The organism is Cellvibrio mixtus subsp. mixtus J3-8, assembly GCF_000766945.1.
Taxonomy (GTDB): Bacteria; Pseudomonadota; Gammaproteobacteria; order Pseudomonadales; family Cellvibrionaceae; genus Cellvibrio; species Cellvibrio mixtus_A.
Genome location: NZ_KN266210.1, coordinates 117,465 through 130,607, shown reverse-complemented (window position 1 = coordinate 130,607; position 13,143 = coordinate 117,465). Strand labels below are relative to the sequence as shown.

Annotated in this window: 12 protein-coding genes; 7 read left to right on the top strand and 5 right to left on the bottom strand. The window is 43.8% G+C overall.

The features are described 5' to 3' along the window. Positions 1–82 precede the first annotated feature (82 nt). Positions 83–328, bottom strand: coding sequence for a cold shock domain-containing protein CspD (cspD, locus tag A596_RS15535; protein WP_039916416.1), 246 nt, complete (start codon positions 326–328; stop codon positions 83–85). 370 nt (positions 329–698) lie between these two features. Between cspD and clpS the strand changes: the two genes are divergently transcribed. Together clpS and clpA are read left to right on the top strand one after the other, a co-directional pair. Continuing rightward, on the top strand, positions 699–1,070 hold the full coding sequence (clpS, locus tag A596_RS15530) for an ATP-dependent Clp protease adapter ClpS (RefSeq protein ID WP_039916414.1): 372 nt from the start codon (positions 699–701) through the stop codon (positions 1,068–1,070). A gap of 70 nt (positions 1,071–1,140) precedes the next feature. Beyond that, positions 1,141–3,438 (top strand): ATP-dependent Clp protease ATP-binding subunit ClpA, encoded by a 2,298-nt coding sequence (gene clpA / locus A596_RS15525; RefSeq protein WP_039916412.1) that lies wholly within the window; start codon positions 1,141–1,143, stop codon positions 3,436–3,438. 84 nt (positions 3,439–3,522) lie between these two features. Here clpA and infA read toward each other — a convergent pair whose 3' ends face one another. The 3 genes from infA to aat form a co-directional block, all read right to left on the bottom strand. Next, positions 3,523–3,741: a translation initiation factor IF-1 gene (gene infA, locus A596_RS15520; protein ID WP_039916411.1), complete on the bottom strand. Its 219-nt coding sequence runs from the start codon at positions 3,739–3,741 to the stop codon at positions 3,523–3,525. Between the two features lie 178 nt (positions 3,742–3,919). After that, positions 3,920–4,627 carry an arginyltransferase gene (locus A596_RS15515; RefSeq protein WP_039916409.1) on the bottom strand — a complete coding sequence of 236 codons (708 nt, stop codon included), beginning with the start codon at positions 4,625–4,627 and terminating at the stop codon, positions 3,920–3,922. 21 nt (positions 4,628–4,648) lie between these two features. Further along, a complete protein-coding gene (aat, locus tag A596_RS15510) occupies positions 4,649–5,362 on the bottom strand; it encodes a leucyl/phenylalanyl-tRNA--protein transferase (RefSeq protein WP_052417576.1) in 714 nt (237 codons plus the stop codon). A gap of 289 nt (positions 5,363–5,651) precedes the next feature. On the opposite strand from aat, the gene A596_RS15505 reads away from it, so the two are divergent. From A596_RS15505 to A596_RS15485, 5 genes are all read left to right on the top strand, one after another. Continuing rightward, positions 5,652–7,574, top strand: a complete 1,923-nt coding sequence (locus tag A596_RS15505) for a PrkA family serine protein kinase (RefSeq protein ID WP_039916408.1) — start codon at positions 5,652–5,654, stop codon at positions 7,572–7,574. 53 nt (positions 7,575–7,627) lie between these two features. Continuing rightward, positions 7,628–8,902: a YeaH/YhbH family protein gene (locus tag A596_RS15500; protein WP_039916406.1), complete on the top strand. Its 1,275-nt coding sequence runs from the start codon at positions 7,628–7,630 to the stop codon at positions 8,900–8,902. Beyond that, the gene (locus tag A596_RS15495; RefSeq protein ID WP_039916405.1) at positions 8,899–10,395 is read left to right on the top strand and encodes a SpoVR family protein; all 1,497 of its coding nucleotides are present in this window, start codon (positions 8,899–8,901) and stop codon (positions 10,393–10,395) included. The genes A596_RS15500 and A596_RS15495 overlap by 4 nt, the downstream gene beginning before the upstream one ends. Positions 10,396–10,528: 133 nt before the next feature. Further along, positions 10,529–11,449 carry a polysaccharide deacetylase family protein gene (locus A596_RS15490; RefSeq protein ID WP_052417575.1) on the top strand — a complete coding sequence of 307 codons (921 nt, stop codon included), beginning with the start codon at positions 10,529–10,531 and terminating at the stop codon, positions 11,447–11,449. Between the two features lie 16 nt (positions 11,450–11,465). After that, entirely contained in the window at positions 11,466–12,344 is an 879-nt protein-coding gene (locus A596_RS15485) for an alpha/beta hydrolase (RefSeq protein ID WP_052417574.1), read from the top strand. Positions 12,345–12,405: 61 nt separating this feature from the next. Here A596_RS15485 and A596_RS15480 read toward each other — a convergent pair whose 3' ends face one another. Further along, positions 12,406–13,131 (bottom strand): TrmH family RNA methyltransferase, encoded by a 726-nt coding sequence (locus A596_RS15480; protein ID WP_039916404.1) that lies wholly within the window; start codon positions 13,129–13,131, stop codon positions 12,406–12,408. Positions 13,132–13,143: the final 12 nt, after the last annotated feature.

Sequence of the window (13,143 nt, the reverse complement as noted above, 5' to 3'; positions counted from 1 at the left end):
ACAAAAAGCCTCTTGTGGAAACACGAGAGGCTTTTTTATGAGTGATGTTACACTCCAGTTATTGTGTAACTACTTGATTTTTCTAAGCCGGAACCGGGCTCGTTCGTAAATTGCTGCCAGCAGCAATAGGGGCAGCAATGTTGACTGCATGCAGCCCTTTATCTCCCTTGGTGATCTCGAAAGTCACCTGTTGGCCTGCCTTGAGGGTTTTGTAGCCCTCCATTGTGATGGCCGAATAATGTGCAAACAGATCTTCACCACCTTCATCCGCAAGAATAAAGCCGTAACCTTTTGCATTATTGAACCATTTGACTGTGCCTGTTGGCATATTATGGAATCCTTCTGCCCGAGTGATGCCCTTGAAAAACACCACTGTCGTTATTATTGTCCCAAGTACTGCAATTGCTCGGGGGTCATGGACGAGAGATTTTGCTTGCCGGGGTGCTAGTGCATTTAACTTATGCTTTTAAGTGGCCAAGTATTTTATTGTTATTTGCAATAACCGCCCCAATGTAAGCAAAGTGCCGTGTTTATATACAAACGGCGTTCTTTTTTTATCCAACAATTGACCCAAAGTCAAGCTCTTAGTCTGTATTGGCGAAGATTAGGCTGCGTTGGTGGGGCATTAGGGAGTTGTTATGCCGATGAGTTACAATGCCGGCGAATATCCAATCATTTTTTATTTGTATTGAATCTCTATGGGCAATCTCCAAAACCTTCAACTAACCTTAGGTAAAGATGATGATAATTCTGCCGATGAATCTGATGGCGGTCTTGCAGTTTTAACATCCAAACCCAAGTTAAAACGACCACCGATGTATAAAGTGGTTTTATTGAATGATGACTACACACCCATGGATTTCGTGGTGGAAATATTGGAAGTGTTTTTTTCCATGTCGCGCGAAAAAGCTACCCATGTGATGTTAACGGTCCATGTTCACGGTAAAGCGGTTTGCGGCATATATTCTCGCGATATTGCTGAAACTAAAGCGGCGCAAGTGAATCAATATGCTAGAGAAAATCAACATCCGCTGTTATGCGAAATCGAAGCGGTTGAGGATGAGCAGTGAATATGAGTTGTTAAAATCATATTGGTAAATGTGAGAAGTTAATTTTGTTGGTTAGAAGAGGGTAGGCGCGATGTTAAGTAAAGATCTGGAAGTAACCTTAAATCTTGCTTTCAAAGGTGCGCGCTCCAAGCGACACGAATTCATGACCGTTGAGCATCTACTTCTTGCGCTCATCGATAATGATTCGGCGGCCAATGTGTTACGCGCTTGCGGTGCTGATTTAATTAGTTTACGCAAAGAATTAATCGAATTTGTCGATTCCACTACTCCGCTCATCCCCGAAAATGACAGCGAACGCGAGACACAGCCTACGCTGGGTTTTCAACGTGTATTACAACGCGCTGTATTCCATGTTCAATCTTCCGGTAAGCAAGAAGTGACCGGTGCAAATGTACTGGTGGCTATCTTTAGTGAGCAGGAAAGCCAGGCTGTTTATTATCTGAAACAACAAAGTATTGCTCGCATTGATGTGGTTAATTACATCACTCACGGCATCCATAAAGTGGCAGGCAACAATGACCATAGCGGTGATCATCATCACGGCTCACAAGAAAATCAGGATGAAGAATCGGTAACGGGTGAGTCCACATCGCAAAGTCCATTGGAAAATTTTGCTACCAACCTGAATGAAGCTGCAATGCAAGGGCGTATTGATCCTTTGGTAGGCCGTGAATTTGAGGTTGAGCGTGTTTGCCAGATTTTGTCTCGTCGCCGTAAAAATAATCCATTATTGGTTGGTGAATCCGGTGTGGGTAAAACTGCAATTGCGGAAGGGTTGGCCAAACGTATTGTGGATGGTGATGTACCAGAGTCATTAGCGGATAGTGTTGTTTTTTCGCTCGATATGGGAGCACTTTTGGCGGGTACCAAATATCGTGGCGATTTTGAAAAACGCTTCAAAAGCTTGCTTAACGAATTGAAAAAACAAAAGAATTCCATTTTGTTTATTGATGAGATTCACACTATTATTGGTGCTGGTGCAGCATCGGGTGGGGTGATGGATGCCTCTAATTTGTTGAAGCCTTTATTGTCCTCTGGCGAAATTCGTTGCATGGGTTCAACAACCTATCAGGAATATCGCGGTATTTTCGATAAAGACCGTGCGCTCTCCCGTCGCTTCCAAAAAGTAGATGTTAATGAGCCCACTGTTGATGAAACCTATCAAATTCTTAAAGGCTTGAAGAGCCGTTTTGAGAAGCACCACAATTTACGTTACACCGATGCTGCATTGCGCGCGGCTGCAGAATTGGCTGAACGTTACATTAATGACCGTTTCCTGCCGGATAAAGCGATTGATGTAATTGACGAAGCGGGTGCATACCAGCAATTGCAAACACCAAGTAAACGCAAGAAAACCATTGGTGTGACTGATGTAGAAAACGTTGTGGCTAAAATTGCGCGTATTCCTCCAAAAAGTGTGTCTTCTTCTGATAAGGAACAGCTGCGTAAGTTGGATCAGAATTTGAAGATGACTGTATTTGGTCAGGATGAAGCGATCGACACTTTGGCTACTGCAATCAAATTGTCGCGCGCTGGCTTGGGTTCTGCTGAAAAACCGATTGGCTCATTCCTGTTTGCAGGGCCGACAGGTGTTGGTAAAACAGAAGTATGCCGGCAGCTGGCAAAATGCATGGGAATGGAGTTGGTGCGCTTTGATATGTCCGAATATATGGAGCGTCACACGGTATCCCGTTTAATTGGCGCACCTCCAGGTTATGTTGGTTTTGACCAGGGTGGTTTGTTAACTGACGCAATTACCAAGCAACCGCATTGCGTATTGTTATTGGATGAGATCGAAAAAGCGCACCCTGAGGTTTTTAACTTGTTATTACAAGTTATGGATCATGGCAGCTTGACTGACAACAATGGCCGCAAAGCAGATTTCCGCAATGTGATTTTGATCATGACCACCAACGCAGGTGCTGAAGTGATGAGTCGTGCCTCTATCGGCTTTACTCATCAGGACCACACTACCGATGGTATGGAAGCGATCAAGAAAATGTTTACACCGGAGTTCCGCAACCGTTTGGATGCGATTGTCCAGTTCGCCGCACTGACACTGGGCACCATCAAAACTGTGGTAGATAAATTCCTGATGGAACTGCAAACCCAGTTGGACGATAAGCATGTAACCCTTGAAATCAGTGATGAGGCTCGCGAGTGGCTGGCAATCCACGGCTACGACGTAAAAATGGGGGCACGTCCAATGGCTCGCCTGATTCAGGATAAACTGAAAAAACCGCTGGCAGAGGAAATCCTGTTTGGAACCTTATCCAATGGCGGTGGTACTGTGGATGTTGATGTTGATCCGGTTGAGGATAAGATCACTATCGCAGTAAAAGCCAGGCAGGCTGCGCAACCCGCCTGATGGTTTTTGGTGATGTTAAAAACAAAAGCCGCACTGTTTAGTGCGGCTTTTTGTTTTCAAGCGATGTGTCAGAAAACAACTTGATTAACGGGCGCGGTAAGTGATGCGGCCTTTAGTCAGGTCATAGGGAGTCATCTCAACCTTGACCTTGTCTCCTGTCAGGATACGAATATAGTTTTTGCGCATCTTGCCAGAGATGTGGGCGATAACCACATGTCCATTTTCCAGTTTTACGCGAAAGGTTGTGTTGGGAAGGGTATCAACCACTTCACCGTCAAATTCAATGCAATCGTCTTTTGCCATGCGGCAGTTTCCTCAGGGTTCAATAATTCTTGCCTGCCACTATGGGGGTGACAGGGGGGGTAAAAAAATAGGCGTGAATTGTGCCTTAATTAACCAGAGCCGCCAAGGGGAATAAGGGACAAAAGCGGGATTTCCCGCAGGGTTCGGCGTATATCTGCGCAAATCTGCCGCTAATTATTCAGTTGAGGCGCATCCAGCGGCGGTTGACCAGCAGCTCCAAGGGGCGATATTGGGTTTTATAGTTCATTTTTTCGCAATCTTTGATCCAGTAACCCAGATAAACGTAATCGAGATTCATTTCCCGGGCTTTCTCGATCTGGGCCAATATGGCGAATTTACCGGGGCTGCGATGCTCTTCGGCCGGATCGTAAAAAGTGTAAACAGCAGATAGGCCATCCCCCAATTGATCACAGACAGACACTCCGATCAATCGCCCTTCCAGGCGCAACTCTATATATTGGGTGATACCCCATTCACTGGTTAAAAACGCTTTGTATTGATCCTCTGATGGAGGGTACATATCACCATCCTGGTGGCGCCCCTCAATATAACGCGCGTACAGGCTGTAATGTTCCCGTGTGTTGATATCGTTGGTAATGTGCAGTGAAACATCGCTATTGCGTTGCAGGCAGCGGCGTTGGGTCCGTGTGGGTTTGAACAGCTTTACCGGAATGCGGCAGGAAACACAGGCCTGGCAGCGAAGGCATTGCGGGCGATATAAATGCGCCCCGCTGCGACGAAAGCCCAATTGCGACAGCTGCGTATAGAGCGATGGATCTATTTTTGCCTCCGGATCGACAAAAACAGTCGTAGCCTCCTGCCCATCGAGATAACTACAGGGGTGAGGCTGGGTCGCAAATAATTTTAATGTTGATAGGTCAGACATGATTGCCTCGCGCAAATCCGGTTATTCCCACGGCCCTGGGATCAATGTTGACCACGGCTGGGAATACACACTCGGCTCACGAACAAAGTTTACCAGTATTTTTTGAAATTCTTCACGGGGAATTTCTATTGCCCCCAGGCTGAATAAATGATCGTTGGCAACCTGGCAATCAATGAGTTCAAAATTCCATTCGCATAATTGCCGAACCAGATGCGCAAATCCGAATTTGGAAGCATTATCGGCCCGACTAAACATGGATTCTCCAAAAAAAACTTTACCCAATGCGATACCATAAAGGCCGCCAACTAATTGATTTTCCTGCCAGACTTCCACCGAGTGAGCAAAGCCACGGCGATGTAATTCAGTATAGCCCGCAATAATATCTTCACTAATCCAGGTTCCATCGGCATAGCTTCGCGGTTGTGCGCAGGCACGCATCACATCTTCAAAACAATTGTCAAAGGTCACGCGATAAATTTCTTTGCGCAGCAATTTACGCAAGCTTCTGGAAAGATGGAGTTGATGTGGATAAATCACGGTACGCGGGCTGGGGCTCCACCATAAAATCGGATCATCAGGATTGAACCAGGGAAAAATGCCCCGATGATAAGCCGCGAGGATGCGCTCAGGTGACAGGTCACCACCAACTGCCAACAAGCCATTAGGTTCATCCAACGCACATTCGAGCGCTGGAAATTGATAATCGTAAGGATCAAGCCAGGGAATAGAAATCATGAATATCTACAATATCCGGAAAATGATCGGGTGTGATTATGATTCAGTGATAGGTAAGTCATTGGTAAAAAATTTACATTGTTATAGTGTTTACTTGGCGCGTTTTTTGAGTGTAAAAGTTTAACGGGAAATCAGTCAATTAATTGTTATTACTTTTAATACTTGAGAAATTTAAGGCTATGCTTAGGGATAAAGAATTATGGTATTTTTTCAACGCGAAGGGCATTTTAAACCTGTTACTGTTTTATTGATCTGCATTTACCGCTTTAATCGCTAACCGAGGTAGATTATGAGTATATTCAGTCATTATCGCGAACGTTTTGAAACTACCCAGCAGGAAGAGTTAACGATTAAGGAGTATCTCGATCTTTGCAAAAAAGACCCTGGCGTCTACGCGTCAGCCGCTGAACGTATGCTGATGGCTATTGGTGAACCCGAAGTTGTTGATACATCTCAAGATCCACGCCTAAGCAGAATTTTTTCCAATAAAATTATCAAACGTTATAAAGCCTTTGGTGAATTTTATGGCATGGAAGAATCTATCCAGCAAATAGTGTCGTTTTTCAAGCATGCTGCGCAAGGACTGGAGGAAAAGAAACAAATTCTTTATTTACTCGGGCCGGTCGGTGGTGGTAAGTCATCACTTGCTGAAATGCTGAAGTCCTTAATGGAGAAAATGCCAATTTATTGCATTAAAGGTTCTCCGGTATTTGAGTCTCCACTCGGGTTATTCAATCCGGATGAAGACGGAAAAATCCTGGAAGAAGATTACGGGATTCCGCGCCGCTACATCAAATCAATTATGTCTCCTTGGGCTGCAAAACGTTTACAAGAATTTCATGGTGATATAACCCAATTTAAAGTCGTAAAAGTTTATCCCTCAATCCTCAATCAAATTGCGATAACCAAAACCGAACCGGGCGATGAAAACAATCAGGATATTTCTTCCCTGGTGGGTAAAGTAGATATCCGCAAACTGGAAGATTTTCCGCAAAACGATCCGGATGCTTACAGTTTCAGCGGTGGTTTGTGTCGCGCGAATCAAGGTTTGATGGAATTTGTGGAAATGTTCAAGGCACCGATTAAAGTGCTGCACCCCTTATTAACAGCAACACAGGAAGGTAATTTCAACAGCACAGAAGGTTTGGGTGCGATTCCTTTTGATGGCATTATCCTCGCGCACTCGAATGAATCCGAGTGGCAAAATTTCCGCAACAACAAAAACAATGAAGCTTTTATCGACCGTGTTTACATCGTCAAAGTTCCTTATTGTTTGCGTGTTACGGAAGAAATGAAAATTTATGAGAAGTTATTGCAAAATTCTTCCCTGTCCAGGGCGCCATGCGCACCCGATACATTGCGGATGCTTGCGCAATTTTCAGTGTTGTCGCGCATTAAAGAACCTGAAAATTCCAATATCTACTCCAAGATGCGGATCTATGATGGTGAGAATCTCAAAGACACTGACCCACGCGCAAAATCCCTGCAGGAATATAAGGATGCTGCCGGTGTAGATGAAGGGATGAACGGCTTGTCGACCCGTTTCTCATTTAAAATTTTATCTAAAGTATTCAATTTCGATCCTACTGAAATTGCAGCAAACCCGGTGCATTTAATGTATGTGCTCGAGCAACAAATCGAGCAGGAACAATTCCCTAAAGAAGTGCAAGATAAATACCTGAATGCCTTAAAAGAATACATCTCACCCAAGTATGTAGACTTTATCGGTAAAGAGATTCAAACCGCTTATTTGGAATCCTATGCGGAATACGGCCAAAATATTTTTGATCGCTATGTAACCTATGCGGATTTCTGGATTCAGGATCAGGAATATCGCGATCCGGAAACCGGTGAAATACTCAATCGCTCTTCACTCAACGACGAGCTTGAGAAAATTGAAAAACCTGCAGGCATTAGCAATCCCAAAGATTTCCGCAATGAAATTGTTAACTTTGTGTTGCGTGCAAAAGCACACAATGCCGGTAAAAATCCGGATTGGCGCGGTTACGAAAAATTGCGCATTGTGATTGAGAAGAAAATGTTCTCCAACACCGAGGATTTACTGCCGGTTATTTCGTTTAATGCCAAGGCTTCAGTCCAGGACAAGAAAAAACATCAGGATTTCGTGCAACGTATGGTTGAACGTGGGTACACCGAAAAACAAGTACGCTTGTTATCAGAATGGTATCTAAGGGTAAGAAAGTCCCAATAACAGAGGAAAGCAACCTGAAAGTCTTTTGCGTTCATCAAGGTTAAGGTCGGACTATGAGTTACATTATTGATCGACGTCTGAATGCCAAAAATAAAAGCGCTGTGAATCGGCAGCGCTTTTTAAGACGCTATCGCGAGCAAATACAAAAAGCAGTTTCTGACGCAGTAAACGAACGTTCTATCACTGATATTGATAAGGGCGGCAAAGTGAGTATTCCTGGCCGTGATATCAATGAGCCAATTATTCACCACGGACAGGGTGGATATAACGAACGTGTATTGCCGGGTAATAAACAATTCTCTGAAGGTGACAAAATCGCGCGCCCGCAAGGCGGCAGTGGCCAGGGCGGTGGTGGAAAAGCCAGTGATTCCGGTGAAGGAATGGATGATTTTTCATTCACGCTTTCCCAAGAGGAATTTCTGGATTTTATGTTTGATGGGCTTGAGCTACCGAATCTCATTAAGCGCCAACTATCTGGCTTGGAAGAATTTAAAACGGTGCGCGGTGGTATTGCCAATGAAGGTCAGCCGGGGCGTATGAATATCGTGCGCTCATTACGCTCCGCCAATATGCGTCGTTTGGCATTAAGTGGTGGAAAGCGTCGCCAGTTGCAAGAATTAAATGCTGAATTGGCGGAGCTTGAAAAAATCCCTGAATCTGCGCGTGATTTAATTCGTTATCGCGAAGTATTGGAACTCATTGCCAAACTCGAACGTTCTATTAGTAAAATACCCTGGTTGGATACTTTTGATCTCAAATATAACCTGATGATCAAACAACCGGTTCCGCGCTCCAAAGCGGTAATGTTTTGTATTATGGACGTGTCCGGTTCAATGGATCAGGCCACCAAAGATATCGCCAAACGTTTTTTTATCCTTCTTTATTTATTCTTGCAACGCAATTACGAAAAAACTGAAATTGTATTTATTCGCCATCATACCAGCGCGAAAGAAGTGGATGAAGACGAATTCTTTCACTCGCGCGAGACTGGCGGCACAGTTGTTTCCAGTGCTTTGCAATTGATGCAGGAAATTATTAAAGATCGCTACTCTCCCGAGCAATGGAACATTTATGGTGCCCAGGCTTCCGATGGTGACAACTGGGGGGAGGATTCCGATGTGTGCCGCGATATTCTGGTCGATGATCTTTTGCCCGGCTGCCAATATTTTTCCTACATTGAAATTACCAACAATGAGCACCAGGCGCTGTGGAGTGTGTACGAATCCATCCAACAGCAATATCCGGATGTCTTTGCATTGCAACACATTCGTGGTGTGGGCGATATTTATCCGGTATTCCGTGAGCTTTTCCATAAGAAGGTCGCATGAAAAAACCGTTGTTTACCACCTCTGAGTGGAATTTTGATTTGATTCAGGACGTGGACAAAGTTCTCGGCGATCTGGCTGCAGAATTTGGTTTGGATACTTATCCAAATCAAATCGAAGTCATCAGTTCCGAGCAAATGATGGATGCCTATTCGTCGGTAGGGATGCCTATTGGTTACAGCCATTGGTCCTATGGTAAACAATTGCTCAGTACCGAGCACTCCTACAAACGCGGGCAAATGGGGCTTGCCTATGAAATTGTGATTAATTCCAATCCATGTATTGCGTATTTGATGGAAGAAAACACCATGACCATGCAAACGCTGGTCATTGCCCATGCATGTTATGGGCATAATTCTTTTTTCAAAGGCAATTATTTATTTCGCACCTGGACAGATGCCAGTTCAATTATTGATTATCTGGTATTTGCAAAAAATTACATCAGTAAATGTGAAGAGCGTTATGGCATAAGTGCGGTTGAAGATATCCTGGACTCTTGCCACGCGTTAATGAATTACGGTGTTGATCGATATAAGCGCCCTTATCCCATCTCAGCGCAAGAGGAAGAGCGCCGGCAAAACGAACGTGCAGAGTATCTGCAAAAGCATGTTAATGACCTATGGCGTACTATTCCCAAATCTGCGGCAACAGATACGCAAAAAAATGCCCCACGTTTTCCAACAGAACCCCAGGAAAATATTCTGTATTTCCTGGAAAAAAATTCTCCGTTATTGGAATCCTGGCAGCGCGAAGTGATTCGTATTGTGCGCAAAATCGCCCAGTATTTTTATCCGCAGCGACAAACGCAAGTAATGAACGAAGGGTGGGCAACTTTTTGGCATTACACCCTACTGAATGAATTACATGAGCGCGGTTATGTGACCGATGGTTTTATCATGGAGTTTTTACAATCACACACCAGTGTGGTAGCGCAGCCTGCTTACGACAGTCCCTATTTCAGCGGCATTAATCCTTATACGTTGGGTTTCGCAATGATGAGCGATATACGCAGGATCTGTGAAAACCCGACAGAAGAAGACCGTGTCTGGTTTCCCGAGATTGCCGGTTCCAATTGGAAGGAAACATTGCAGTTCGCAATGAAAAACTTCAAGGACGAAAGTTTTATCCTGCAATTTTTATCGCCCAAAGTAATGCGCGATTTAAAACTTTTCAGCATTGTTGATAACGATGAGGAAGAGAAAATTCGTGTCGATGCTATTCATAATGAACGCGGATTTCGCAAATTGCGTGAAAACCTGGCGGGGCAATATAACCTCGGCAACCGCGAGCCCAACATCCAGGTGTATAACGTGGAAGTGCGTGGTGACCGCTCTCTAACATTGCATCACTACATGCACAATCGCCGGCCCCTTGGCGACTCAACGCCGGAGGTGCTGAAACATTTGCACCGTCTGTGGGGGTTTGATGTGCATTTACATTCTGTGGATGGCAACGACATAAAACAAAGTTTCCATTGTCAGCAACACCCTTCCTGATACTTGAGTGCACAAATAGTTAATGATATAAACCAATGAGTGGCGGTGTGGTCAGCCTATGCTGTACACATGCTTTCTGTGTCTTATTGGGTGAATTCCCGAGGGATGAATAAATAATAACCAGGATATATTTATGTGCAATTCAATTTTTCGTTTTTTTATACTCTTTATTACATTCCTGCCGTTCAATATCCATGCCCGTGAAATTGCGCTAACGTTCGATGATGCGCCCACTCCTGACTCGGCGTTAATGACTGGCAATGAACGTACGCAAAAATTAATTTCTGCATTGAAACAGGCGCAAATCCCTGATGCAATGTTCTTCGTGAAGGCAGATTACATAAATTCGCAAACAAGCGCACGCTTGAAACAATATACAGATGCAGGCTTTCATTTGGCGAACCATAGTTTTACGCACCAATCTGCTAATCAGTTAGATATAAATGCTTATGCAGTGGATGTCTATAAAGCACATCTCGCATTAAAGCCCTTTAACAATGTGCTTAACTATCATCGCTTTCCCTATTTGCATTACGGCAAGGATTTATCCGATATTAATCAGTTACAAAAATTATTGATCGAATTGGGCTACAAGGATGGTTATGTCACTATTGATAACTTTGATTGGTATATCAGTGCATTAATTACCAAAGCTGCAGAAGAAAAAAAACCAATCAATTATGAAAAGGCCCGCGATTTTTATGTTAACAGCCTTTATACATCGATTGAATTTTATGATGGAATTGCTAGGAAATCGTTGAAACGCTCACCGCGACATGTGCTGTTATTGCATGAAAATGATGCCGCCGCATTGTTTGTGGGTGATCTTATCCAGCACTTACGTAACAAGGGTTGGAAAATAATTTCGCCTCAGCAAGCCTATAAAGATCCCATCGCCAGGAATTTTCCCCAGGTAAGTTTTCATAAGCAGGGCAGGGTCGCGGCAATTGCTAATAGTAAGGGTATTCCTGAAGCTGAGTTGCGCCATCCATCGGAAAACGAAGATTATTTAAATCAGGCATTTGTTGCTGCACGTATTGTTGAAATTAAATAACAGGTAAGGAATTTAGATGTGTATTAAGAAAGGGTTTTTATTATATGTGTTATTTTTTATTGCCTGTTTCACGCATTACGTTTATGCAGAAGGGTTTCCCCCGTTTGGGTATCCGCAATTTGATACAGTTAATATTCATGCTAACAGCAACAATAAGGATTATGAGCTTTATATTCAGTTGCCTCCGTCCTACAAAGATACGAAAATTAACTACCCGGTAATCATCGTGAATGATTCGCGCTTTGCTTTTCCAATTACAAATGGCGCTATGGCATTGATGGGGAATAATGTAATTAAAGAAGCGATTGTGGTAGGAATTTCCTATGCGAAGGGTGAAGATCGCACGATTAGCCGTACCCGCGATTACACACCGACTTTTTCTCCTGCTGAATCAAATGGGCATTCATTAGCGGCCCGGAAAGCATCAGGGCATGCGAAAGAGTACGTCGCTTTTTTGGCAGACCAGGTAATTCCCTTACTGATAAAAAAGTACCGTGTAGATCCCAATCATAAAATATTTGTTGGTCACTCATTTGGTGGATTATTGGGTAGTTATATTTTGGTAAACAGGCCAGGCTTGTTTGATCACTATATTATTGGTAGTCCATCACTGTGGTATGACGAGAAAGTTATCTTCAAGATGGAAGAAACATACGCGAAAAATAATAAATCATTGAAGGCTCATGTCATGATTTATGTAGATGATAATAATGGCAGCGCGAAAGACCGGAAGATGGCTGATAATGTACTGCTGTTTGAGAAAATCCTGCGGTCACGCAACTATTCGGGACTAAAACTGGAGGTGGTTGTTATTGCGGACGAAAACCACTTTAGCGTTTTTCCCGGTTTGGTCGCGCGAGGGTTAATGGCCTCTATTCCTTTGAAAAACAAATAGGGCAAAATTTACGGCCTGTAGGTATCGGTTAGCGGTGGGCTTCAGATGAGCCAATTACATTTCATGAACGTTCCAATTCGTAAACACACATATTTACCGCGGAAGCCAGGTTCAGTGATTCAATAGCACCGCAACCGTGAATAGTAAATGGTTGAACGTTCATCGCGTGTAAATTTTCCCGCGGTACACCGCGCGCTTCATTACCAAATAAATAGCAATCAGCTTTTTTAAAACTGGCATCGCTAAGCGGCTTGCCTTGCATATCCAGTGTCGCAATTGAATTGAAGCGGGTATTTATGGATTCCAGTGGTACATCCAATTCCATGGGAACGTGAAAAATTGCACCCATACTTGAGCGAACCACTTTGGGATTGTAGGGATCTACTGATCCGGGGCTGAGTAAACAACGAAAATTACCGAACCAGGCGAGGCTGCGCAAAATGGTTCCCAAATTGCCCGGGTCTTGCACCTCATAAAGATAGATATTTTTTTCATTGGGGGATGCAACACTGCTTGCAGATACCAAGGGTGCTACCGCGATAATTCCTTGCGGTGATTTGGTGTCTGACAGCTGTGCCATGTGTTTTTCACTGACCAGGTGTTTTTTAAAGGAGCTGGAAAAATCTTTATATGATTCGGTGACATAGAGTTCGCAATTTTTTAATGCCGGATTAATCACCGCCGCTTTTTCCAGTTCCAAAACCAGATGTTCGCCCTCCACTAAAAAATGGCCAAATTCAGTGCGGTATTTTTTTTGGTGGAGTTTTTTTATATCGTCAGATTTCATCGCTAGTCGCTT

Bases quoted from the DNA above. Each gene is read 5' to 3' on its own strand.
- cspD (WP_039916416.1), bottom strand. From the start codon at position 328: ATGCCAACAGGCACAGTCAAATGGTTCAATAATGCAAAAGGTTACGGC.
- clpS (WP_039916414.1), top strand. From the start codon at position 699: ATGGGCAATCTCCAAAACCTTCAACTAACCTTAGGTAAAGATGATGAT.
- clpA (WP_039916412.1), top strand. From the start codon at position 1,141: ATGTTAAGTAAAGATCTGGAAGTAACCTTAAATCTTGCTTTCAAAGGT.
- infA (WP_039916411.1), bottom strand. From the start codon at position 3,741: ATGGCAAAAGACGATTGCATTGAATTTGACGGTGAAGTGGTTGATACC.
- A596_RS15515 (WP_039916409.1), bottom strand. From the start codon at position 4,627: ATGTCTGACCTATCAACATTAAAATTATTTGCGACCCAGCCTCACCCC.
- aat (WP_052417576.1), bottom strand. From the start codon at position 5,362: ATGATTTCTATTCCCTGGCTTGATCCTTACGATTATCAATTTCCAGCG.
- A596_RS15505 (WP_039916408.1), top strand. From the start codon at position 5,652: ATGAGTATATTCAGTCATTATCGCGAACGTTTTGAAACTACCCAGCAG.
- A596_RS15500 (WP_039916406.1), top strand. From the start codon at position 7,628: ATGAGTTACATTATTGATCGACGTCTGAATGCCAAAAATAAAAGCGCT.
- A596_RS15495 (WP_039916405.1), top strand. From the start codon at position 8,899: ATGAAAAAACCGTTGTTTACCACCTCTGAGTGGAATTTTGATTTGATT.
- A596_RS15490 (WP_052417575.1), top strand. From the start codon at position 10,529: ATGTGCAATTCAATTTTTCGTTTTTTTATACTCTTTATTACATTCCTG.
- A596_RS15485 (WP_052417574.1), top strand. From the start codon at position 11,466: ATGTGTATTAAGAAAGGGTTTTTATTATATGTGTTATTTTTTATTGCC.
- A596_RS15480 (WP_039916404.1), bottom strand. From the start codon at position 13,131: ATGAAATCTGACGATATAAAAAAACTCCACCAAAAAAAATACCGCACT.